The organism is Variovorax terrae, assembly GCF_022809125.1.
GTDB classification, from domain to species: Bacteria; Pseudomonadota; Gammaproteobacteria; order Burkholderiales; family Burkholderiaceae_C; genus Variovorax_A; species Variovorax_A terrae.
In genome coordinates, this window is sequence record NZ_JALGBI010000001.1 from 1,592,050 (window position 1) to 1,613,423 (window position 21,374).

19 protein-coding genes, 1 other RNA gene and 1 pseudogene are annotated in these 21,374 nt (G+C 68.9%); 18 read left to right on the forward strand and 3 right to left on the reverse strand.

Going from position 1 to position 21,374, the window contains the following annotated elements; all coding sequences use genetic code 11:
- Positions 1-11: 11 nt before the first annotated feature.
- The 6 genes from MMF98_RS07535 (at position 12) to MMF98_RS07560 (ending at position 8,211) form a co-directional block, all read left to right on the forward strand.
- Complete coding sequence (locus MMF98_RS07535; RefSeq protein ID WP_243305634.1) at positions 12-2,618, forward strand: PD-(D/E)XK nuclease family protein; 2,607 nt, start codon at positions 12-14, stop codon at positions 2,616-2,618.
- Entirely contained in the window at positions 2,615-5,851 is a 3,237-nt protein-coding gene (locus tag MMF98_RS07540) for a UvrD-helicase domain-containing protein (RefSeq protein WP_243305636.1), read from the forward strand. Before MMF98_RS07535 ends, MMF98_RS07540 begins: the two co-directional genes overlap by 4 nt.
- A complete protein-coding gene (locus tag MMF98_RS07545) occupies positions 5,848-7,113 on the forward strand; it encodes a TIGR03862 family flavoprotein (RefSeq protein WP_243305637.1) in 1,266 nt (421 codons plus the stop codon). Before MMF98_RS07540 ends, MMF98_RS07545 begins: the two co-directional genes overlap by 4 nt.
- Positions 7,110-7,508 carry a copper-binding protein gene (locus MMF98_RS07550; RefSeq protein ID WP_243305638.1) on the forward strand — a complete coding sequence of 133 codons (399 nt, stop codon included), beginning with the start codon at positions 7,110-7,112 and terminating at the stop codon, positions 7,506-7,508. The genes MMF98_RS07545 and MMF98_RS07550 overlap by 4 nt, the downstream gene beginning before the upstream one ends.
- Positions 7,509-7,597: 89 nt before the next feature.
- Complete coding sequence (locus MMF98_RS07555; protein ID WP_243305640.1) at positions 7,598-7,822, forward strand: AbrB/MazE/SpoVT family DNA-binding domain-containing protein; 225 nt, start codon at positions 7,598-7,600, stop codon at positions 7,820-7,822.
- The gene (locus MMF98_RS07560) at positions 7,819-8,211 is read left to right on the forward strand and encodes a type II toxin-antitoxin system death-on-curing family toxin (RefSeq protein WP_243305641.1); all 393 of its coding nucleotides are present in this window, start codon (positions 7,819-7,821) and stop codon (positions 8,209-8,211) included. Before MMF98_RS07555 ends, MMF98_RS07560 begins: the two co-directional genes overlap by 4 nt.
- A gap of 4 nt (positions 8,212-8,215) precedes the next feature.
- On the opposite strand, the gene MMF98_RS07565 is transcribed toward MMF98_RS07560, so the two are convergent.
- Positions 8,216-9,202 (reverse strand): glycerophosphodiester phosphodiesterase family protein, encoded by a 987-nt coding sequence (locus MMF98_RS07565; protein ID WP_243305643.1) that lies wholly within the window; start codon positions 9,200-9,202, stop codon positions 8,216-8,218.
- 430 nt (positions 9,203-9,632) lie between these two features.
- Between MMF98_RS07565 and MMF98_RS07570 the strand changes: the two genes are divergently transcribed.
- From MMF98_RS07570 to MMF98_RS07585, 4 genes are all read left to right on the forward strand, one after another.
- Positions 9,633-10,325: a hypothetical protein gene (locus MMF98_RS07570; RefSeq protein WP_243305644.1), complete on the forward strand. Its 693-nt coding sequence runs from the start codon at positions 9,633-9,635 to the stop codon at positions 10,323-10,325.
- A gap of 94 nt (positions 10,326-10,419) precedes the next feature.
- Positions 10,420-11,163 carry a hypothetical protein gene (locus tag MMF98_RS07575; RefSeq protein ID WP_243305645.1) on the forward strand — a complete coding sequence of 248 codons (744 nt, stop codon included), beginning with the start codon at positions 10,420-10,422 and terminating at the stop codon, positions 11,161-11,163.
- 72 nt (positions 11,164-11,235) lie between these two features.
- On the forward strand, positions 11,236-11,547 hold the full coding sequence (locus MMF98_RS07580; RefSeq protein WP_243305647.1) for a hypothetical protein: 312 nt from the start codon (positions 11,236-11,238) through the stop codon (positions 11,545-11,547).
- Between the two features lie 485 nt (positions 11,548-12,032).
- Positions 12,033-12,680 carry a LuxR C-terminal-related transcriptional regulator gene (locus MMF98_RS07585; RefSeq protein ID WP_243305649.1) on the forward strand — a complete coding sequence of 216 codons (648 nt, stop codon included), beginning with the start codon at positions 12,033-12,035 and terminating at the stop codon, positions 12,678-12,680.
- Between the two features lie 79 nt (positions 12,681-12,759).
- Here MMF98_RS07585 and ffs read toward each other — a convergent pair.
- Positions 12,760-12,856: signal recognition particle sRNA small type (ffs, locus tag MMF98_RS07590), an RNA gene on the reverse strand.
- 133 nt (positions 12,857-12,989) lie between these two features.
- Between ffs and dnaX the strand changes: the two genes are divergently transcribed.
- From dnaX to MMF98_RS07625, 7 genes and pseudogenes are all read left to right on the forward strand, one after another.
- Positions 12,990-14,861 carry a DNA polymerase III subunit gamma/tau gene (gene dnaX, locus MMF98_RS07595; RefSeq protein ID WP_243305651.1) on the forward strand — a complete coding sequence of 624 codons (1,872 nt, stop codon included), beginning with the start codon at positions 12,990-12,992 and terminating at the stop codon, positions 14,859-14,861.
- Positions 14,862-14,871: 10 nt separating this feature from the next.
- A complete protein-coding gene (locus MMF98_RS07600) occupies positions 14,872-15,204 on the forward strand; it encodes a YbaB/EbfC family nucleoid-associated protein (RefSeq protein WP_243305652.1) in 333 nt (110 codons plus the stop codon).
- Between the two features lie 125 nt (positions 15,205-15,329).
- Positions 15,330-15,920: a recombination mediator RecR gene (gene recR, locus MMF98_RS07605; protein WP_243305653.1), complete on the forward strand. Its 591-nt coding sequence runs from the start codon at positions 15,330-15,332 to the stop codon at positions 15,918-15,920.
- 102 nt (positions 15,921-16,022) lie between these two features.
- Complete coding sequence (locus MMF98_RS07610) at positions 16,023-16,436, forward strand: MAPEG family protein (RefSeq protein ID WP_243305654.1); 414 nt, start codon at positions 16,023-16,025, stop codon at positions 16,434-16,436.
- A 101-nt stretch (positions 16,437-16,537) separates the two neighbouring features.
- Positions 16,538-17,584, forward strand: coding sequence for an ABC transporter substrate-binding protein (locus MMF98_RS07615; RefSeq protein ID WP_243305655.1), 1,047 nt, complete (start codon positions 16,538-16,540; stop codon positions 17,582-17,584).
- Positions 17,585-17,621: 37 nt separating this feature from the next.
- A pseudogene (locus MMF98_RS07620) lies at positions 17,622-18,424 on the forward strand (ABC transporter ATP-binding protein).
- 2 nt (positions 18,425-18,426) lie between these two features.
- Entirely contained in the window at positions 18,427-19,266 is an 840-nt protein-coding gene (locus MMF98_RS07625) for an ABC transporter permease (protein ID WP_243305657.1), read from the forward strand.
- A 13-nt stretch (positions 19,267-19,279) separates the two neighbouring features.
- On the opposite strand, the gene MMF98_RS07630 is transcribed toward MMF98_RS07625, so the two are convergent.
- Positions 19,280-20,209, reverse strand: a complete 930-nt coding sequence (locus MMF98_RS07630) for a LysR family transcriptional regulator (protein WP_243305658.1) — start codon at positions 20,207-20,209, stop codon at positions 19,280-19,282.
- 146 nt (positions 20,210-20,355) lie between these two features.
- Between MMF98_RS07630 and MMF98_RS07635 the strand changes: the two genes are divergently transcribed.
- The gene (locus tag MMF98_RS07635; RefSeq protein ID WP_243305660.1) at positions 20,356-21,339 is read left to right on the forward strand and encodes a Bug family tripartite tricarboxylate transporter substrate binding protein; all 984 of its coding nucleotides are present in this window, start codon (positions 20,356-20,358) and stop codon (positions 21,337-21,339) included.
- Positions 21,340-21,374: the final 35 nt, after the last annotated feature.

The window sequence follows — 21,374 nt, forward strand, 5'->3', positions numbered from 1 at the left end:
GCAGGGTTGCTATGAATGAGATAGCAAAAACCCATGAACTCCCTCTCGGCCACCCCGCAGTCCAGACCTGGCTCGACCCCGCGCAGGGCCTGATTTCTCGCATCGCGGCCGAGTTGGCGCGGCGCGGCGCGCATCCGGCGCGCAGCGTGGTGCTGGTGCCCTATGCCCAGCTCATGCCGCTGGCGCGCCAGCTCTGGACGCAATGGGCCGCCCGGCAGGACGGCCCCGCGGCCGCGTTCGTGCCGCGCTTCGAGAGCAGCATGAACTGGGCGCGCGGCCTGGGGGGCTTCGTGCCGGCGGCCGACGACATCAGCTTCGACGCCGCGCATGACATCCTGACCGCGCGGGCGCTGGTCGAGCAGGCCGGCCTGGGCGCCCAGCGCGAGGTGCTGGCAGCCCGGCTCATGGAGGCGGCGCAGCAGCTGGCACGGCTGGTGGCAGCGGTTCCGCCATCCGAGCGGCCGGCCTGGGCAGCACGTGCGCGCGCGCTGGTGGCCACCGGGCTCGAAGCGCCCGTGATGGCGCTGGAGTCTGCCGTGGCGCGTCTGGCCGTCGAGTGGGCCGTGGCCTCCGGCCACGCCTCGGATGCGCTGTTCAGCGCCGCGCAGGCCGACACGCTCGACGCGCTGGTGGTGCTGGACGGCTTCCAGTCCGACCCGCTGGCCCAGGCACTGCAAACCCAGCTCGGCGAGAAGGCCGTGTTCCTGCCGCTGGACCGGCCCGCGCCGGCCGGCCAGGTGCGGCTGCACGCGGCGCGCGACGCCGAGGACGAAGCAGCCCGCGCCGCGGCCTGCGTGCTGCGGCATCTCGAGGCCGGCCGCGCGCCGGTCGCGCTGGCGGCCATCGACCGCGCGCTCACGCGCCGCATCCGCGCCATGCTGGACGCGCAGGGCGTGGCGGTGCGCGACGAGAACGGCTGGAAACTCTCCACCACCCGCGCCGCAGCGCAGGTGATGGGTGCGCTGCGGGCCTGCGCCTGGCAGGCCTCCAGCGACAGCGTGCTGGACTGGCTGAAAAACGCCCCGGCCTTCGACGCGGGTGCGGTCCAGGCCCTGGAAAAATGGCTGAGAAAGGCCGGAGTCCGCGAGTGGCGCCCACTGCATGCTACGGATTCCATAGCGCTTGAGCCGGCCGCCCAACTGGCCGAGCAGGCCCAGGCGGTGCGCGACGGCATGCGCCAGGCGCGGCCGCTGCCGCAGTGGCTGGCGGGCTTGCGCGAGCTGCTGGCCGCCGGTGGCCAGTGGCAGGCGCTGGTGGCCGATGCGGCCGGCGGCAAGCTGCTGGCGGCGTTACGCCTGGACGAAGCCCGGCAGGCGGAATTCGCCCAGCGGCTGGCGCAGTCGGGCCTGGCGGCCGGCGGCGCGGGCGGCTGGGCCGCGCGCCGCATCAGCCTGGTGGAGTTCACGGCCTGGGTCAACGGCGCGCTGGAAGCCGCCAGCTTCGTGCCGGAGCACCCGCGCCAGGAACAGGTGGTGATCCTGCCGTTCAGCCAGTTGCTGGGCCGGCCCTTCGCGGCGCTGGTGCTGCCGGGCTGCGACGAGGTGCGGCTGCCGGCCTCGCCCGAGCCGCCCGGCCCCTGGACGGCGGCGCAGCGCCTGGCGCTGGGCCTGCCCTCGCGCGAGGCACTGGAGGCCGCCGAGCGCGCCGCCTGGCGCCATGCGCTGCAGACGCCGCATTGCGACGTGCTCTGGCGCCAGAGCGACGAGGGCGGCGAGCCGCTGCTGCCCAGCCCGCGCGTGCAGGCCCTGCAACTCGAAGGGCTGGCGCAGGCGGCGCCCGACCCGCGCGCCTGGCGCGAGCTGGCGCCGCAGCCCACGCCCCGGCCGCTGCCGCGGGGGCAGGCCCTGCCGGTGCTCAAGCTGTCGGCCAGCGCCTACGAAGACCTGCGGCGCTGCCCGTACCGTTTCTTTGCCTTGCGCCAGCTCGGCTTGCAGGAGGCCGAGGAACTGGAGAGCGAGGTTGACAAGCGCGACTTCGGCAACTGGCTGCACGCCGTGCTCAAGGTGTTCCACGAAGCGCTGCAGGCGGCGCCCACGCCCGAGGCCCCCGCGCGCCTGGCGCTGCTGGAGCAGGCCGCCGAGGCCACGACCCGCGCCATGCACCTGGACGACGGCGAGTTCCTGCCGTTTGCCGCGGCCTGGCCGCAGGTGCGCGAGGGCTACCTGGACTGGCTGGCCCGACACGAGGCCGGCGGTGCGCGCTTCGAGCAGGCCGAGAGCTGGCAGGAGACGCCGCTGGGAGCGCTGACCCTGGTCGGCCGGCTCGACCGCGTTGACCAGACCGAGGGCGGGCCGGCGCTGGTGATCGACTACAAGACCGAGTCGTCCGCCGCAACGCGCGAGCGCATCAAGACGCCCACCGAGGACACGCAGCTGGCCTTCTACGCCGCGCTGCTGCCGCACGACACGGTGCGCGCGGCCTATGTGAACGTGGGCGAGGACGGCACGCAGACCTTCGAGCAGGAGGACGTGGTGGCGGCGCGCGACGCGCTGGTCGAAGGCATCCTGCACGACATGGGGCGCCTTGCCGAGGGCGCGGTCTTGCCGGCGCTCGGCGAGGGGATGGCGTGCGAGTTCTGTGCGGCGCGCGGCCTGTGCCGCAAGGATTTCTGGTCATGAACGCTGCCGCCTACGAACACAACGGCCGCCCGGTCGGCTGCGAGCAGTTCTACGCCATCGCCTGCGACCCCGCGCGCAGCGTGGCGGTGGAAGCCTGCGCCGGCGCGGGCAAGACCTGGATGCTGGTCTCGCGCATCGTGCGGGCCCTGCTGGAGGGCGCGCAGCCCCACGAGATCCTGGCCATCACCTTCACCAAGAAGGCCGCGGGCGAGATGCGCCAGCGGCTGCAGGAGTGGCTGGCCGAGTTCGCGCAGGCCGCGCCCGAGCAGCTCGAACAGGAGCTGATTTCAAGGGGAGTCGGCCCGCAGGCCGCACGGGAAGGGCGCCTCGCGCTACAAAATCTATACCAGACGGTGCTTGCGGCCGGCCGGCCGGTGCAAATCCGCACCTTCCACAGCTGGTTCGCGGCGCTGCTGCGCACCGCGCCGCTGGCGGTGCTGCAGGCGCTGGGCCTGCCGGCGAGCTACGAGCTGCTGGAAGACGACGCCGAGGCTGTGCGCCAGGTCTGGCGCCGCTTTCACGCGGCCGTGGCGGCCGACGCCGCCGCGCGTGCCGACTTCGAGGCCGTGGTGGCCGCGCATGGCCGCTTCCAGGCGCACAAGGCGCTGGAGGCCGCGCTGGCCAAGCGCGTGGAATTCACGCTGGCCGACGCCCAGGGCGTGGTCGATGCCTCGGTCAAGGCCTTCGGCGAGCAATTCACCGAATTCGCGGGGCTGGATACACCGGGTGAGTTGCTCAGCAGCAACCGCGACCACCGCCAGAAACTGCGCGAGGCGGCCGTGGCCCTGGGCCGCGCCAGCGCGCCCACGTTCTCGGCCAAGGGCGTGGAGCTGGAGCAGGCCCTGACGGCCGGCGACATGGCGGGGGCGCTGGCGGCCCTGCTCACGCAGAAGGGCGAGCCGCGCAAGTTCAGCGACAAGCTGGCGGGCATCGAGCAGGTGCGCGTGGCGCAAGACCTCGCGCTGCGCATCACCGCGGCCGAGCGCCAGCACGCGGCCTGGCAGTACCAGCAGCGCATGGCACGCCTGGCGCGGCGGCTGATCGACGAGTTCGCCGCGCTCAAGCGCGAGCGCGGCTGGGTCGACATGAACGACGTGGAGCGCGCCGCGCTGGTGATGCTCAGCGACCCGGTGCTCGCGGGCTGGGTGCAGGAGAAGCTGGACGCGCGCATCCGCCACCTGCTGATCGACGAGTTCCAGGACACCAACCCGCTGCAGTGGCAGGCGCTGTACGCCTGGCTCAGCGGCTACGCGGGCGCGGGCCAGGCGCCCAGCGTGTTCATCGTGGGCGACCCCAAGCAGAGCATCTACCGCTTTCGCCGCGCCGAGCCGCAGGTGTTCCGCGCTGCGCAGGCCTTCGTGGTGGACGGCCTGGGCGGCGACCTGCTGAGCTGCGACCACACGCGCCGCAATGCACGCGCGGTGATCGCCACCGTCAATGCCGTCATGGGCGCGGCGCAGGCCGCGGGCGAATACCCGGGCTTTCGCGCCCACACCACCGAGTCGCGCGAGGCCGGCGCGGTGCTGTGCCTGCCGCCCATCGCGCGCGAGGCCGCGCAAGGCGGCGAGGCCGCAAGCGACCCGCTGCACTGGCGCGACAGCCTGAGCACGCCGCGCGAGCTGCCCGAGGAAACGCTGCGCACGCTCGAATGCCGCCAAGCCGCGCAGTGGCTCGCGCAGCAACTGCAAGGCGGCCTGAACCCGAAGGACATCATGGTGCTGGCGCGCAAGCGCGACCGGCTGGCCGCGATGCAGGAGGAACTGCGCGCCCTGCATATCCCGACCCAGCAGCCCGAGAAGAACGACCTGGCCGACGCACCCGAGGTACAGGACCTGATGGCGCTGCTGGACGTGCTGGTCTCGCCCGCGCACGACCTCTCGCTGGCCCGCGCGCTGCGCTCGCCGCTGTTCGGCGCCAGCGACGACGACCTGGTGCAACTGGCCCTGCTGCAGCGCCGCGGCGACGGATCGTGGTTTGATCTGCTACAGAAACAGGAGCTGCCAGCGCCCGTGCTGCCTGGACTTCCGGCCATTCTGAGGCGATGGAAGGGCTGGATCGACACCTTGCCGCCGCATGACGCGCTGGCCGCCATCTACGACGACGGCGACGTGCTCGCGCGCTTTGCCGCCGCCGCGCCCGCCGCGCTGCGCGGCACCGTGCTGGCCCGGCTGCGCGCGCTGCTGGCGGCTTCGCTGCAGATCGACGGTGCGCGTTACGCCACGCCCTATGCGCTGGTGCGCGCGCTCAAGGCCGGCGGCACCCGGGCGCCGGCCAGCGCTGACGCCGACGCCGTGCGCTTGCTCACCATCCACGGCGCCAAGGGGCTGGAGGCGCCGCTGGTGCTGCTGCTGGACACCGACGCCGCGCCGCCGCGCGCCGAAACCATGGGCGTGCTGGTGGACTGGCCGGGCGAGGCCGCCGAGCCGAGGCGCTTCGTGTTCCTGGCCAGCGAGTCGAACCCGCCGCCCTGCGCCGTGCCGCTGCTGCAGGCCGAGCAGGCCGAGCGCCGGCGCGAGGAACTCAATGCCTTGTACGTGGCCATGACGCGGGCACGCGGGCAACTCGCGGCCTCGTCGGTGCAGCCGTATCGCGCGGCCGAGGGGAGCTGGTGGCAGCGCCTCGCGCCGCAGGCGCAACTGCTGGAGATGGCCGATGTGCCAGCGCCGGCAGCCGCGGCGGCAGTGGAAGGCGTTGCACCCGAGTTTTCAATGCTGGTTCTGCCGGATGTCCGCGTCCAGCGGGCGTCTTCTGCTATCAAAAATGAAGTGGAGCCGGGGCCGGACTCGCTGGTCTCGCGCATCGGCCAGGCCATGCACCGGCTGCTGGAGTGGGCACAGCCTGGCGCGGCCGGCTTGACGCCGGCGCAATTGCAATCGGTGGCGCGCGAGTTCGAGCTGTCCGCCGCGCAGGCGCAGCAGGCCGCGGCCATGGCGCAGCGTATCCTGCAGGGCGCTGGCGCCTGGGCCTGGAACCCGGACTTGATCGACTGGCAGGGCAACGAGGTGGAACTGCTGTGGCAGGGCAGCCTGCTGCGGCTGGACCGGCTGGTGCGCCGGCGCGACACACAGGCCTGGTGGCTGCTGGACTACAAATCCGCCGCGCAGCCGCAGCGCCAGCCCGAGCTGATGGCGCAGCTGCGCGGCTACCGCGAAGCGCTGCAGGCGGTTCATCCCGGCGAGGTGGTGCGGGCCGCCTTCCTGACCGGGCAGGGCGAATTACTGGAAGTGGAATGAATCAACAAGTGATCGTGATCGGCGGCGGCCCCGCCGGGCTGATGGCGGCCGAAGTGCTGGCCGCCGCCGGCGTGGCCGTGCAGGTGCATGACGCCATGCCTTCGGTGGGGCGCAAGTTCCTGCTGGCCGGCAAGGGCGGGCTGAACCTCACGCACGGCGAGCCTTTCGAGGCCTTCGCCGCGCGCTACGGCGCACGGCGCGCGCAGATCGAGCCGCTGCTGCAGGCCTTCGGCCCCACGCAGCTGCGCGCCTGGGCGCAGGGCCTGGGCGTGGACACCTTCGTCGGCAGCTCGGGCCGCGTGTTCCCTGTCGACATGAAGGCCGCGCCGCTGCTGCGCGCCTGGCTGCACCGGCTGCGCGCGGCCGGCGTGCAGTTCCACATGCGTCACCGCTGGACCGGCTGGGATGCCGACGGCGCACTGCGCTTCGACACGCCCCAGGGCGCGCGGGCCGTGCGGGCTGACGCCGTGGTGCTGGCGCTCGGCGGCGCCAGCTGGGCGCGGTTGGGTTCTGACGGCGCCTGGGCGCCGCTGTTGCAGGCGCGCGGCGTGGCGCTGGCGCCGTTGCAGCCCGCCAACTGCGGCTTCGACGTGCGTGGCGGCTGGAGCGAGCATTTCGCCAGCCGCTTTGCCGGCCAGCCCTTCAAATCGGTGGCGATCCACGTGGCGCCTGCGCAGGGCGAGCCGTTTCATCGCAAGGGCGAATTCGTCGCCACCGCCAGCGGCGTGGAGGGCAGCCTGGTCTACGCGGCCTCGGCCCTGCTGCGCGACGAGATCATGCGCAGCGGCAGCGCCAGTTTCACGCTCGACCTGCTGCCCGACCGCACGCCCGAGCGCGTGCTGGCCGAGGTGGCGCACCCGCGCGGCTCGCGCTCGCTGTCCAGCCACCTGAAGAGCCGGCTCGGGCTTGATGGCATCAAGATGGCGCTGCTGCATGAGCTGTGCGGCAAGGACGTGCTGGCCGATGCGGCAAAGCTGGCCGCGGCCATCAAGGCCCTGCCCATCACCCTGGCGGCTGTGCGTCCCATCGACGAAGCCATCAGCAGTGCTGGCGGCGTGCCCTTCGAGGCGTTGGACGAGGGCCTGATGCTGAAGCAGTTGCCCGGCGTGTTCTGCGCGGGCGAGATGCTGGACTGGGAGGCGCCGACCGGCGGCTACCTGCTGACGGCCTGCATGGCCAGCGGCCGCCGCGCCGCCGAGGGCGTGCTGCGCTGGCGCGACGCTGCGGGCCAGGATCGCCGCATCGGGAGGCAGCCGTCATGAAGAGCGCCCTGATCGTTGCATGTATGGGTGAACGGGGGCGCCGGCTGGCCCTGCTGGCCGTGGCCGCCTTGTTGCCGCTGCTGGCGACGGCGAGTGAGCCACCGGCCCCTGCGCCAACCTCCCAGGTGGTCTACACCCGGGCACAGGTGCGGGCTCTGCCTGCGGCCTCGGGGCCGGATTCGGGACTGCTGCGGCTGAAGATCCGGCCGCGCGCCAAGATGCCTTTTTCCACACTGACCTTCCAGGTGCGCGACGCGGCTCTGCTCGCAGGCATTCGCGTCGGCGACGAGGTGGAGTTCACGGCCCGCGCCGAAGGGGGCGAGAACGTGCTGACGCGGCTGCGCAAGGTGGCGCCCTGCGTGCGCTTCCAGCCTTGTCCGCTTGGGGTGGAGTGAGCGGTTTCAGGGCGGGCGGCGTGACGGAGAGGCTTGAAATATCTGGGCTGAAGAGTTAGTATAACAGTCATTATAACGTTAATTTGACCATGCATACGCTCAAACTTACCCAAATCGGCAACTCACTCGGCGTGATCCTGCCCAAGGAAGTTCTGATCAAGCTGGGCCTTGAAAAGGGTGAGGAGGTCTATCTCACGGACTCGCCGGACGGCATGCGCCTGACCACCCACAATCCGGAGTTTGAGGAGCAGATGCGCATCGCGCGTGACCTCATGAAAGAGCGCCGCGCCGTTCTGCGTGAACTCGCCAAATGACCCGCTGGATCTGGCTGGACCGAGCCGTTTTGGTGGCCGTGCATGAGGCGCAGTTGGCCGAGCATGGCGGCGGTGCAGGCGTGCGGGACGAAGGGCTTTTTGAATCCGCGCTCGCCAGGCCGCGCCATTTGCAGGCCTACGGCAATCCTGATGCAGCCTCTCTGGCCGCGGCCTACGGTTACGGCATTTCGCGCAATCACGCATTTATCGACGGCAACAAGCGCACGGGCTTCGTGGCAGCTGAATTATTTCTGCGGCTGAATGGCTACTTGCTGGAAGCTGCGGACGCAGATTGCGTGCTGACCATGCTTGCCGTGGCTGCGGGCGACATCAGCGAAGAACAGTTTGCCGATTGGCTGCGCTCGCATATCAGCAAAAGCCAAAAATAGACCCTCAATGCCGCCCGCGTGGCTTGAGCGTCTTGCCCACCAGCTCGATCTCGTTGGTCCAGACGCCGCCGCTGAAGCCCTCGGGCAGTCGTGCAAGATCCTCGGCGCTGTCAAGGCCGGTGGAGAAGCCGCCGCCGTGGTAGGGGCCGAGCACGAACACCTCGCTGCGGACGTCCTTGAAACGGTTCATGAAACGGTCCGGCCAGCCCCACAGCCAGGGCGCCACATTGATCGGCACCAGCACCACCGTATGGCGGCAGGCCTCGGGCATCAGGCCGAACCAGCCCGTGGCGATGTAGCGTTTCAGGCAGGCTTCGAGCGACTCGCGGGAGAACACGCGCACATCGGGCGCCAGGCGCCGCAAGGCGTCGATGGGCGCAGCGTCACCGTAGGCCATGAGCTGCGCGCGCCGCTGCGCCGGCAGCGCATTCAACACGCCGGCCAGCTTCACGCCTTCCTGCGGGTCGCGGCTCTTCACGTTGATCAGCAGACGCTGCGAGGGGAATTCCGCCAGCACTTCGTCCAGCGTCGGCATGAGGCCCACGCCCTTGCCGCGCAGCGGGAAGCTGCGCCCGCCATCGGCGGTGTAGCCGTAGCCCACGTCCAGCGCTTTCAGGTAGCTCAGCGGCTGCTCGCGCGTCACGCCGTGGCCATTGGTGCGGCAGTCCAGCGTCCAGTCGTGGAACACGACGAAGGTGCCGTCGCTCGTGGGGTGCACGTCGAGCTCGATCACGTCCGCGCCGGCGGCCACCGAGGCGTGCATGGAGGGCAGGGTGTTCTCCAGGAAATCGTGCGTGGGCGGCACGATGCGCGTGGCCGTGCAGTCGTCGCGGCCCACGGGGCTGCCGTCATGGCGCTGCGCCACGCCGCGGTGCGCCAGCAGCACGGGTTCGCCGGGAGCGCGCTCGGTGAAGAGCGAGGTGTTGAGTGCGAAGACCGCGATGGCGAACACGGCCAGAGCCGTCAGCAGGATGCGCAGGAGCCGTTGCATGTGGGGGTGTCAAAAAAGCCGGGATGACAGAGTGTGACGGACTTGGCAGAACCGTAAAACCGTGTGAATTGTCTTGCTCAAGTTACGCCTGGAAACTAACCCGGATAAATCATCGGGGCATCAGCCATTTCTTCGTCCCGGCACGGTTTCTTCAGGCCTCGATCCGCTCTTGAATCAGGCGGGCCGGGGTGTTTTCTGGCGCAGCCGGCGCATGAAAGCCGCCGTGGCCGCCTCCCCCAAATCGGGTACCGGCCCACAGGGATTGGTTGCATGTGCGGGCACTTTGAAACTGGGCCCGGACAGAGAGGAATTCGTGAAGAGCAATGTTCAAGAAGTTCGCTCTGTCAAATGGATCCGGGGTGAATCCACAAGATGCCACGACTCCAACCCGCGCTCGGCGGCTCCGAGATTTTTCATTGAAGGAAATGACATGAAGAAGACAGTAATCGCCATGGCTGTTGCTCTCGTTGCCAGTATCGCATCTGCAACCGTGGGCAGCTCGGCCATCGCCGCTACCGCGACGACGACCAACGCCTCATCCTCCACCGTCTCCGGCGCCGCCAGCTCCGGAACCGGGAGTGCTCTCAGCTACAACGCGGCCACGTCAGGGGCCAATGCCACCGCCAATGCCCACGCCATCAGCGGCGGCAACAGTGTCGGCAGCGGCGGACTCGCCACGGTAGGAGGTTCCGCCTCCACTGTCGGCTCCGTCACGAGCTTGGCTGCCACCAGCGGCAATGGCGCCGCGGGCGGCGCGGCCCAGGCCCAGGCGGGTGCCACGTCGGGTGCTTCTGCTGGCTTCGATGTCGACAACTCCCATCCGGTGAACGGGTCGGCGTCTGGCGGCGCAGCTTCCGGTACCAACAACGTGGCGGCCACGGGGGCCGGCCCCGGCGGCGGCTTCGCGCTCGTGACCCGTACCTCGGGCACCACGGCAGACTACAGCGCCGGCGCTGGCGCGCTGAACGGCCCCATCACCGGGACGGGCACGAGCTCCTCGGCCGGCTCCATGGGCGGCTCGACGGGCGTGACCAACGTGCACTTCGGCAATGCCGGCTCGTTCAGCAACGGCGGGGGCACCGGCGGCATTGCGGGCGCCGGCTCCAGCGCCGCCACGAACTAGCGATGGCGGTTCCATGGGGAGGGCCCCCGGGGGGCTCTCTCCATTCAGTGAGAGAGCCCCGGGGGGCTCTCCATCAGTGTGAAAGGACGCCAAAATGAAAAATATAGTCTTTACGGTGTTGCTCGGCGCCTCCTTCGCTGCCTTGGCGCAGCAGACGCAACAGCAGAGTGGTGCCAACAACAGTTCGAACAGTTCAGCGGTCACGTCGGCTCAGGGAAATGCACAGTCGATCACGTTTTCGAGCCCGGGCAATGTCACGACCAATTCGTTCACCAACGGCACCGAAAACATCATCAACAGCGGGACATCCACCGGCATCGTGCAATACCAGGGTAGCTACACGGTCAAGAACGTGCCCTCGGTCAACGGCCCCAACCTGATCACCAGCAACGACACCTGCATGGGCAGCAGCAGCGGCAGTGCCAACGGGCCCGGCATCGGCCTGAGCTTCGGCACCACCTGGACCGACGAGCAGTGCAAGCGCCTGAAAATGAGCCGCGAGCTCTGGAACAAGGGCATGAAGGCGGCTTCGCTGGCCATGGACTGCATGGACCCGGCGGCCAAGGCGGCGCTGGAGATGACGGGAACCAAGTGCCCGCAGTCGATGACGGCGGAAGAACGGGCAGCGGCATTCGGCCCCGTGGCCACCGCCGCAGCGAGCCCGGTACCGCAGAAGGCGATCGCACCAGCGCCGGCTCCAGCACCGGCGCCGGCTCCAGCCCCTGAAGCAACCCCGACGCCAGCAGCAGTACCGGCAGCGATGCCCGCGCCTGAGGCCAAAACCAGCGATGCTGCAGTCGTCTCCAGCGGCGGCGTCGACTACGGTCAGAATTTTTAGGTGGGTGAAGCGATGCTTGCCCGGAAGGCATTGCCACTTCCACAAAGCGCCCGCAAGCGTCAGGAGCCGTCCATGATGAAAATTTTCTACACCCTCACACTCCTCGGTTGTTTTGCCGGTTCGGTGGCGGCCGCGGACTTGCAGATCGAGCGTGTCCCGCTGGGCAGCGGGCTGCAGAATGCCGAAGGCTTTGAGAATGCCTCCCCCGTCGGCGACCTCGATGTCTGGCATGTGCCCCAGTACATGCCCGGGTACCCGACCGCGGCCACCATCTGGCCCCGCGTGGTGGAAGTCCGCTGCACGGATGAGTTCTGCGAGGGCTACTACATCACCCCGGAGATGGGCCGCGGCGAGTACCTGTTCTTCCGGCCCGTGCGGAAATAGGCCACCATCTTCGCGCCTGCATGTCGCGTCAGCCTCCCTGCGTTGCGGGGAGGCTGACTTCTGTCTGACTCACCACTCCCTGCATCGCTTCATTGCCGGCCCGCGCCATCGGGCCGATGCGCGCGCCGTGCTCTGTGCGTCGTGCGCATGCGCCGTGCTTGGTGCTGTCTGTGAATCGTGGGCTCATCCATGCCTTTACCTCAAAACAGAGGGAGCTGAGCAGAATGTCACGAGATCAATGCAAACGGAGCGTGCACGTTTCTCTCAAACGATGGGGATCAACTATTATGAAATTTCCTTCATCGAGAGGCCTCGTCCGGATCAATGTTCGCGAGGAAGAAGACGTGATCACCAATCCGAATTCATCGCTGGACAGAGTGCTTGTGACAGGGGAACGCCAGGCGGACGCTGCTGAATCTTCCGCGCGGTCCAGCCCGCACATGGGGCCCTGGCCGGAGTTCCTCACGGGGCAGAAGGATTTTCCCGTGCGGGTCATCCTGGTCGATGCCGATCCCTGCATGCGGCGCACGATCATCCAGGAACTGCTGGCCGACCACCGCATCCGCGTGGTGGGTGAGGCCGACAGCCTCGCCACGGGCCGGCGGCTCGTCACGCAAGCCGACTTCGATGTGCTCATCCTGGATGTGCGGCTGGGCGATGGCTATGGGCTGGAGCTCATCAAGGCCGCGAAGAAGCATCGCGGCACGATCGAGGTCATCGTGCTTTCCGCGCTGGACGACGAAAGCCAGATTCTCCAGGCCTTCGAGTCGGGGGCTTCGGGCTACCTCGTCAAGAACTCCTGGTTCCGCGACATGGCGCAGTCCGTGCTGCAGGTCGTCAATGGCGGCGCCGCGATCTCGCCCGATCTGGCGCGCCGAGTCCTGCTGAAGCGTTTGTCGGAAGACCTGCCGAAGGCGGCGCCCGCGTATGATCCGATCGAGGACGTTCTCTCGGCGCGCGAGCGCCAGGTGCTGAAGCTGGTCGCGGCAGGCCAGGTCAACCAGGACATCGCATCGACGCTGTCGATCAGCAACGAGACGGTCAGCGCGCACATCAAGAGCATCTTCCGCAAGCTCAACGTCCACACACGCGCCCAGGCCGTGAATTTCGTGGCGCGCCAGAACCTGCACTGACTTCCCGTCCGCCGTTGCACGACGGCGGCGTGCAGGGCTGCGCCAACCCGGAGCATCGGGAGGAAAAAGAAGAAGGGAGGTTGACGAGCCTTACCCCCGGCACTGACTCCACAGTTAGGGCTGCTTGGTTCCCCACCTGACCCGTTTGGCCGCTTCACCATGCGGGGAGGCCCGTCAGCCGCTATTGTAGGCGAGCAGACCCAAGGCTTCGGGTCTGCAAGGTTTTGCGGGTGCAATTCCTGTGTTCGAAGTTCCGTGTATATCGGACGGCGGCCCCGGCACCCGGGAGGCGGCCCTTAGAATCCCCGCATGTCCTATCTCGTGCTCGCCCGCAAGTACCGTCCCAAGACCTTCTCGCAGATGGTGGGCCAGGAGCACGTGGTGCAGGCGCTCACGAATGCGCTCAACACGCAGCGGCTGCACCACGCCTACCTGTTCACCGGCACCCGCGGCGTGGGCAAGACCACGGTCTCGCGCATCCTGGCCAAGTCGCTGAACTGCCAGGGCCCGGACGGCAATGGCGGCATCACGGCCACGCCCTGCGGCGTGTGCCAGGCCTGCACCGACATCGACAGCGGCCGCTTCGTCGACTACACCGAGCTCGACGCCGCCTCCAACCGCGGCGTGGACGAGGTGCAGAGCCTGCTCGAGCAGGCGGTCTACAAGCCGGTGCAGGGCCGCTTCAAGGTCTTCATGATCGATGAAGTGCACATGCTGACCAACACCGCGTTCAACGCGATGCTCAAGACGTTGGAAGAGCCGCCCGAGTACCTCAAGTTCGTGCTGGCCACCACCGATCCGCAGAAGGTGCCGGTGACGGTGCTGTCGCGCTGCCTGCAGTTCAACTTGCGGCCGATGGCGCCCGAGACCGTGCTCGAGCACTTGGTGGGTGTGCTGCAGGCCGAGGGCGTGGCCGCGGACACGCAGGCCCTGCGCCTGCTGGCGCGTGCTGCGCGCGGCTCGATGCGCGACGCGCTGTCGCTGACCGACCAGGCCATCGCCTTCGGCAGCGGCACGCTCGAAGAGGCCGCGGTGCGTCAGATGCTGGGCAGCGTGGACCGCTCCTACGTGTTCCGCCTGATCGACGCGCTGGCGCAAGGTGACGGCAAGACGGTGGTGGAGACCTCCGAGGCCCTGCGCCTGAACGGCCTGAGCGCGGCCTCCACGCTGGAGGAAATGAGTTCGGTGCTGCAGCGCATGGCCGTACTGCAGGCCGTGCCCGGCATGGGCGCCGACGACGCCGACCCCGAGGCGGCCGAGACCGCGCGCCTGGCTCAGGCGATGCCGGCCGACGAAACCCAGCTGCTCTACAGCCTGTGCCTGCACGGCCGCGCCGAGCTGGGCCTGGCCCCCGACGACTATGCGGCGCTGACCATGGTGCTGCTGCGGCTGCTGGCCTTCAAGCCGGCGAATGCGCAGCGTAGCGCCGCCGCCGTGGAAAAAAAAACTCTGACGCCGGCTGAGCCCGCCGTTTCCCGGCCCGCTGCCGCGCCCCGCGTGCCGCCGCCGGTGCAGGAAGCGCCGCCCGCGGCCGTGGCGGCCCCGGTGCCGGTGTCGGCGGAGGTGCGGCCCGAGCCCGCGGCACCGGCTCCGGCCGCCGCAGCGCCCCGCACCGTGATTTCAGAGGAAAAACCGCCTGAGGTCCAGGCGCAGCGGTCATCGGGTGCTACCAATTTCGTAGCAATTCCGGTGCGCGTGCAGCCCGAGCCCACCGCGCGCACCGAGCAGCGCGTGGAGCGCGCCGCGCCGGCCGCGCCCGCCACGGACTTCACGCCCACCGAGGAAGGCGACTTCTGGCACGCCACGGTGCAGCAGCTGGTGGAGGCCGAAGCCATCACCGCGCTGGTGCGCGAGCTGGCGTTGCAGTCGCAACTGGTGGCGCGCGACGCGGGCGAGGGCGCCTCGCACTGGCTGCTGCGCGTCGAGCGCTCGTCGCTCGACCAGCCCGTCAGCCGCGAACGGCTGCAGGCGGCGCTGCGCAACGCCGGCCATGATGTGAAGATCGGCGTCGAAGTGGGCGCCGTGACCGACTCGCCGGCGCGCCGCAACGCCGCCGCGCAGGCCGAGCGGCAGCGCGCCGCCGAGGAAATCATCCTGAACGATCCGTTCGTGCAGCAGATGGTGCGTGAATACGGTGGGAAAATCGTGCCAGGCAGCATCAAATCCATTCAGAACCCATAAAGGACCTTCCATGTTCAACAAAGGACAACTCGCCGGCCTCATGAAGCAGGCCCAGGCCATGCAGGACAACCTCAAGAAGGCGCAGGAAGAACTGGCCTTCGTCGAGGTGACTGGCGAATCCGGCGCCGGTCTGGTCAAGGTCACCATGACCTGCAAGCACGACGTCAAGCGCATCACCATCGACCCGAGCCTGCTGGCCGACGACAAGGACATGCTCGAAGACCTGGTGGCCGCCGCCTTCAACGCGGCCGTGCGCAAGGCCGAGGAAACCTCGCAGGAGAAGATGGGCAAGCTCACCGCGGGCATGCCCGGCCTGCCTGGCGGCATGAAATTCCCGTTCTAGTGGCACACCCCCAGGCTGCGCTTCGCTGCGCCTCCCCCCTTGCAGGGGGCGACACCCGCGGCCCGGCAAAGCCGGTTCCGCGGTGTCCGCACGAAAGCCTGTGGCCGTGATGGGCTTGATCCGCCATGTCTAACGCCAATTCCCTCGACGCGCTGATCCAGGCGCTGCGGCGCCTGCCTGGCGTGGGGGTGAAGTCGGCCTCGCGCATGGCGTTCCACCTGCTGCAGCACGACCGCGAGGGCGCGCTGCACCTGTCGCAGGCGCTGCGGCAGGCCACCGACAGCGTGCGGCACTGCGCGCTGTGCCACACCTTCACCGAGGCCGAGGTCTGCGTTACCTGCCTGGACCCGCAGCGCGATGCGGCCAAGCTGTGCGTGGTGGAGACGCCGGCCGACCAGTCGGCGGTGGAGCGCACTGCCGCCTACAAGGGCCGCTACTTCGTGCTGATGGGCAAGCTCAGCCCGCTGGACGGCATCGGCCCCAAGGACATCGGCCTGCAGAAGCTGTTCGACCGCGCGACCGACGGCGTGGTCCAGGAAGTGATCCTGGCCACCAACTTCACGGCCGAAGGCGAGGCCACCGCGCACGTGATCGGCGAGGCGCTGAGAAGCCGCGGCCTGCAGGTCACGCGGCTGGCGCGCGGCGTGCCCGTGGGCAGCGAGCTGGAGTACGTGGACCTCGGCACCATCGCGCATGCGCTGGTCGATCGGCGCTAAGGCCACGCGCGGGGCGGCAGAAAATTCTGCTACAGTTTTGATAGCTGCCGGCGTCCACAGCGTGCGGACCTCCGGCACGAAACCTTCAACATGATGCCTGCCATGACCTCCACCCACTTCACCATCGCCTACTGGTGCGTTCTGATCGCCGCCGTGCTGCCCATCGTCTGCGCGGGCCTGGCCAAGTACGGCGCCGTGGGGACGCCGCGGCGCGAAGGCGGCTTCGACAACAGCGACCCGCGCGGCTGGCTGGCCCGGCAGACCGACTGGCGCGCCCGCGCCAATGCGGCGCAGGCCAACGGCTTCGAGAGCCTGCCGTTCTTCATCGGCGCGGTCGTCATTGCGCATCAGCTCGGCGCGCCGCAGACGCAGCTCGACATCCTGGCCTTTGTTTACATTGTGTTGCGATTGGTCTACGTGATGATGTACGTGGCCGGCCTGCCCAGCCTGCGCACCCTCGTCTGGACGCTGGCCTTCGCGGTGAATGTGGGCATCCTGTTCGTCGGCTATCGCTGAGCCGCGCAGCTTACGTAAAAACCCGCACGGGGATGTTCCCGATGCGGGTTTTTTCATGCCTCACTAAGCTTCGAGGCAATCCGTCAAGAGAGAAGTCTTCCATGCAAAACATAACCTTCAATCGCAGGACGTTCGCATCGCTGGCCGCGCTCGGTGCCGCAGCCGTGGCCGTGCCCGCCTTGCGCGCGCAGCCCAAGCTCGAAAAAAGCAAGATCGCCATCGCCGTGGGCGGCAAGGCCGCGTTCTACTACCTGCCCCTCACCATCTCCGAACAGCTTGGCTATTTCAAGGCCGAGGGCCTCGATGTGGAGATCAGCGATTTCTCCGGCGGCGCGCGCGCGTTGCAGGCCGTGGTGGGCGGCTCGGCCGACGTCTGCTCGGGCGCGTTCGAGCACACCATCAACCTGCAGAGCAAGAACCAGTTCTTCCAGGCCTTCGTGCTGCAGGGCCGCGCGCCGCAGATCGCCCTGGGCATCTCCACCAAGGCCATGCCCAACTACAAGACGCTGGCCGATCTCAAGGGCAAGAAGATCGGCGTGTCGGCCCCTGGCTCGTCCACCAACATGGTGGCCAACCTCGTGCTGTCGCGCGCCGGCCTCAAGGCCAGCGACGTGAGCTACATCGGCGTCGGCACCGCCGCCGGTGCGCTGGCCGCGCTGCGCTCGGGCCAGATCGACGCCATGAGCAACACCGACCCGGTGATGACCATGCTCGAACAGAAGGGCGACGTGAAGATCGTCAGCGACACGCGCACGCTCAAGGGCACGCTCGACGTGTTCGGCGGCTCCATGCCGGCGGCCTGCCTGTACGCCTCGACCGAGTTCATCCAGAAGAACCCCAACACCTGCCAGGCGCTGGCCAATGCCATCGTGCACGGCCTCAAGTGGCTGCAGACCGCCGGTCCGAGCGACATCATCAAGACCGTGCCCGAGTCCTACCTGCTGGGTGACCGCGCGCTGTACCTGGCCTCGTTCAACAAGGTGCGCGAGGCGATTGCGCTGGACGGCCTGGTGCCCGACGATGGCCCCAAGACCGCGCTCAAGGCGCTGGCCAGCTTCGACAACACGGTCAAGGCCGACAAGATCGACCTGGCCAAGACCTACACCAACGAATTCGCCCGCCGCGCCAAAGAGAAATTCAAGGCCTGAGCGCGTTCGAGCGCTACCCAGGCCCTAAACTCGGCCCATGTCCGAATTCGCACTCGAACTCCTCAACATCAGCGTCACCTTCCGCTCGAAGGAGGACAAGAGCCAGCGCTACACCGCGGTGGCCGACACCACGTTGCGCATCCGCGCCGGTGAGTTCGTCTCGGTGGTCGGCCCCACGGGCTGCGGCAAGTCCACGCTGCTGAACATCGGCGCCGGCTTGCTGGAGCCTTCCTCGGGCGAGGTGAAGGTGTTCGGCCAGCCGCTGCAGGGCATCAACGCGCGCGCCGGCTACATGTTCCAGACCGAGGCGCTGATGCCCTGGCGCAGCGCCATCGACAACGTGATGGTCGGCCTGCAGTACCGCGGCGTGCCCGCCGCCAGGCCCAAGCCTGGCTCGAGCGCGTGGGCCTCGGCGAGTTCGGCGACCGCTATCCGCACCAGCTCTCGGGCGGCATGCGCAAGCGCACGGCGCTGGCGCAGACGCTGGCGCTCGACCCCGACATCATCCTGATGGACGAGCCCTTCAGCGCGCTCGACATCCAGACCCGCCAGCTCATGGAGAACGAGGTGCTCGACCTCTGGGCCGCCAGGAAGAAGGCCGTGCTGTTCATCACGCACGACCTCGACGAGGCCATCGCCATGAGCGACCGCGTGGTGGTGCTCTCGGCCGGGCCGGCGACGCACCCGATCGGCGAGTTCGGCATCGACTTGGCGCGGCCGCGCGACGTGGCCGAGGTACGCAACCAGCCGCGCTTCGTGGAACTGCACAGCCAGATCTGGGGCGTGCTGCGCGACGAGGTGCTCAAGGGCTACGCCCAGCAACTGAAGAAGGCGGCCTGACCATGTGGCGCGCCCTCAGGCTTTCCGACAAGAACCTGCGTTTCTGGCAGGTGGCCCTGCTGATCTTGATCCTGCTGGCCTGGCATGTCGCCTCGCGCAACCAGCAGGTCGCGTTCTTCATGGGCGAGCCGATCAAGGTGGCCGGCCGCATCTGGTCGTGGTTCCTGCCGTTCGGCTTCGGCGAGAGCCTGCTGTTTCCCGACGGCCTGCCGGGCAATGCCGACATCTACCTGCACCTGGGCGTGACGCTGCTGGAAACCGTGCTGGCCTTCGTGATCGGCACCGTGCTGGGCCTGGCCTGCGGCCTGTGGCTGGCGCTCACGCCCACGGCCAGCGCGCTGCTGGACCCCTACATCAAGGCCGCGAATTCGATGCCGCGCGTGATCCTCGCGCCGATCTTCGCGCTGTGGTTCGGCCTGGGCATCTGGAGCAAGGTGGCGCTGGCGGTGACGCTGGTGTTTTTCATCGTGTTCTTCAACGTCTACCAGGGCGTGAAGGAGGTCAGCCCGGTGGTGCTGGCCAATGCCCGCATGCTGGGCGCCAACCAGAGCCAGCTGCTGCGCACGGTCTACCTGCCCAGCGCCACGAGCTGGGTGTTCTCCAGCCTGCACACCTCGGTGGGCCTGGCGTTCGTGGGGGCGGTGGTGGGCGAGTACCTGGGCTCGGCGCGCGGCGTGGGCTACCTGATCCTGCAGGCCGAGGGCACCTTCGACGTCAACACCGTGTTCGCCGGCATCGTGGTGCTGACCGCCTTTGCGCTGGTGCTCGACGGCATCGTCGGCAAGCTCGAAAAACGGCTCATGAAGTGGCAGCCCCGGCAGGGCGAGACCGAAAAGCTCTGAACTCTGAAGCCTGTCAGGCCTCGCCGGCGAGCAGCCGCCTGAAGTGGATGGCGACCGGCGCAAGCGCGCGGTCGACCCGGGTGATCAGGCAGACCGGCGGCACGCGCACCGGCAGTTCCAGCGGCAGCACGCGCAGCACGCCCAGGCGGGCGTAGTGCGCGGCCAGCGAGGCCGGCATCACGGCCGCCATGTCCGAGGCTTCGAGCAGGGCGGTGGTCACGATGGTGGACGCCGTCTCGGTGATGTTGAGCCGCGCGTGGATGCCGGCTTCGCGCAGCGCGGCCTCGAAGCGCACGCGCTGCGGCGATCCCGGCGGCTGCAACACCCACGACCACTGCGCCATGTCTTCCAGCGTGACCGAGGCGCGCTCCAGCACGGGGTGGCCGGCCCCGACCACCACCACCTGCAGTTCGTCGAGCAGCGGGATGCAGGAGAACTCCTCGGCGCTGTGGCCGTCGGTGAGCCGGCCCAGCATCAGGTCCACGTCGCCGCGGCCCAGTTGCGCGAGCATCACGTCGCTGGTCTCCACCACCACCGAGACCGCCACCTGCGGATGGCGCCGCCGGTACTCGATCAGCGCAGGGGTGAGCAGTTCGGGCACGGCGCCCGGCACGCTGCCGATGCGCAGGGCGCCGTGCAGGCCGGAGCGCAGCGCCTGCATCTCCTCGCGTGCGCCGCCAAAGTCCGTCAGCACGCGCTTGGCGTAGCGGATCAGCACCTCGCCGTAGGCCGTGGGCTCCATGCCGCGCGCCAGCCGCTCGAACAGGCGCTCATCCAGCGCGTCCTCGAGCTGCAGCAGCAGCTTGGTGGCGGCCGGCTGGCTGATGTTCATGGCCGCGGCGGCGCGCCCGAGGTTGCGCTGCGTGTCCAGCAGTGCCAGCAGCATCAGCTGGCGCGGGCGGACGCGCAGCAGCAGGGACAGGTCGGCGGAGGGGGCGGGCATGCGGGGTGGAGAGGCGGTGCTTGATATACAAATGTATATGGTTTCCTGGCGAAACGGGATTGGAAAGACGCTCGATTCCCCCGTACCCTTGCCGGCAGCCCTGCATGCACAGACCGGGCGGCATATACCTACAGGAGATAACACCCATGGTTTCATTTGCGCGGCTTCAACGGCGGGCCTGGTTTGCCTGCATGCTGGCCGGCTTCGGCCTGGCGGCGCAGGCCCAATCCCCATCCCCGGCGGACAAGCCCGTGCGCATCATGGTCGGGGCCTCGCCCGGCGGCGGCACCGACATCCTCGCGCGCGTGCTGGCCGAGAAGTTCGCGGGCGGGCTGCGGCAGCCCGTGGTGGTGGAAAACCGGCCCGGTGCTTCCAACACCATCGCGGCCGACATGACGGCCCACGCGCAGGCCGACGGTTCGACGCTGCTGCTGGCCACCAACACCGGGCAAGCGGTGGCGCCGCACCTGCTCAAGCTCAAGTACGACCCGCTCAAGGACCTGCAGCCGATCGGCCTGGTGGCGGTGATGCCGAACGTGCTCGTGGTCTCGGCCAGCGGGCCCTACAAGACAGTGCGCCAGTTGGCGCAGGCGATGGCCGAGAAGCCGGGCTCCTTCAAGTACGCCTCCTCGGGCGTGGGCAGCACGCAGCACATCGGCGGCGAGGCTTTCAACCTCAGCACCGGGCTGAAGTCGATCCACGTGCCCTACAAGGGCAGCAGCGCCGCGCACATCGACATCATCGCGGGCGAGGTGGACATGATGTTCGACTCCACCTCGTCGGCCATGGGGCAGATCAAGGGCGGCAAGTTCCGGGCGCTCGCGGTGACCTCGCCCCGGCGCTCCGCCGAGCTGCCGGACACGCCGACGCTGGCCGAGGAGGGCGTGCGCGGCGCCGATGTGTCCACCTGGTACGGCCTGTTCACGACGGCCGGCGCCCCGAAGGCCGCCGTCGAGCGCCTGAGCGCCGAGCTCACGCGCACGCTCAGGCTGCCCGAGGTCCAGGCCCGCATCAAGGACCTGGGCGGCGAGATCAGCATCCTGACGGTGGAGCAGTTCGCCGACATGAACAAGGCCGAGTACGAGCGCTACGGCAGGCTCGTGCGCGAAGCCGGCATCAAGGCCGAATGAGGCCCATCCCCCTGACCTCCCAAGAATAACCAAGG

What these genes read in the sequence shown, in the direction of transcription:
- MMF98_RS07555 (WP_243305640.1), top strand. Translation starts at nt 7,598, where the DNA reads ATGCATACGCTCAAACTTACCCAAATCGGCAACTCACTCGGCGTGATC.
- MMF98_RS07565 (WP_243305643.1), bottom strand. Translation starts at nt 9,202, where the DNA reads ATGCAACGGCTCCTGCGCATCCTGCTGACGGCTCTGGCCGTGTTCGCC.
- MMF98_RS07600 (WP_243305652.1), top strand. Translation starts at nt 14,872, where the DNA reads ATGTTCAACAAAGGACAACTCGCCGGCCTCATGAAGCAGGCCCAGGCC.
- MMF98_RS07560 (WP_243305641.1), top strand. Translation starts at nt 7,819, where the DNA reads ATGACCCGCTGGATCTGGCTGGACCGAGCCGTTTTGGTGGCCGTGCAT.
- MMF98_RS07540 (WP_243305636.1), top strand. Translation starts at nt 2,615, where the DNA reads ATGAACGCTGCCGCCTACGAACACAACGGCCGCCCGGTCGGCTGCGAG.
- MMF98_RS07610 (WP_243305654.1), top strand. Translation starts at nt 16,023, where the DNA reads ATGACCTCCACCCACTTCACCATCGCCTACTGGTGCGTTCTGATCGCC.
- MMF98_RS07625 (WP_243305657.1), top strand. Translation starts at nt 18,427, where the DNA reads ATGTGGCGCGCCCTCAGGCTTTCCGACAAGAACCTGCGTTTCTGGCAG.
- MMF98_RS07635 (WP_243305660.1), top strand. Translation starts at nt 20,356, where the DNA reads ATGGTTTCATTTGCGCGGCTTCAACGGCGGGCCTGGTTTGCCTGCATG.
- recR (WP_243305653.1), top strand. Translation starts at nt 15,330, where the DNA reads ATGTCTAACGCCAATTCCCTCGACGCGCTGATCCAGGCGCTGCGGCGC.
- MMF98_RS07615 (WP_243305655.1), top strand. Translation starts at nt 16,538, where the DNA reads ATGCAAAACATAACCTTCAATCGCAGGACGTTCGCATCGCTGGCCGCG.
- MMF98_RS07550 (WP_243305638.1), top strand. Translation starts at nt 7,110, where the DNA reads ATGAAGAGCGCCCTGATCGTTGCATGTATGGGTGAACGGGGGCGCCGG.
- MMF98_RS07545 (WP_243305637.1), top strand. Translation starts at nt 5,848, where the DNA reads ATGAATCAACAAGTGATCGTGATCGGCGGCGGCCCCGCCGGGCTGATG.
- MMF98_RS07580 (WP_243305647.1), top strand. Translation starts at nt 11,236, where the DNA reads ATGATGAAAATTTTCTACACCCTCACACTCCTCGGTTGTTTTGCCGGT.
- MMF98_RS07630 (WP_243305658.1), bottom strand. Translation starts at nt 20,209, where the DNA reads ATGCCCGCCCCCTCCGCCGACCTGTCCCTGCTGCTGCGCGTCCGCCCG.
- MMF98_RS07535 (WP_243305634.1), top strand. Translation starts at nt 12, where the DNA reads ATGAATGAGATAGCAAAAACCCATGAACTCCCTCTCGGCCACCCCGCA.
- MMF98_RS07575 (WP_243305645.1), top strand. Translation starts at nt 10,420, where the DNA reads ATGAAAAATATAGTCTTTACGGTGTTGCTCGGCGCCTCCTTCGCTGCC.
- dnaX (WP_243305651.1), top strand. Translation starts at nt 12,990, where the DNA reads ATGTCCTATCTCGTGCTCGCCCGCAAGTACCGTCCCAAGACCTTCTCG.
- MMF98_RS07570 (WP_243305644.1), top strand. Translation starts at nt 9,633, where the DNA reads ATGAAGAAGACAGTAATCGCCATGGCTGTTGCTCTCGTTGCCAGTATC.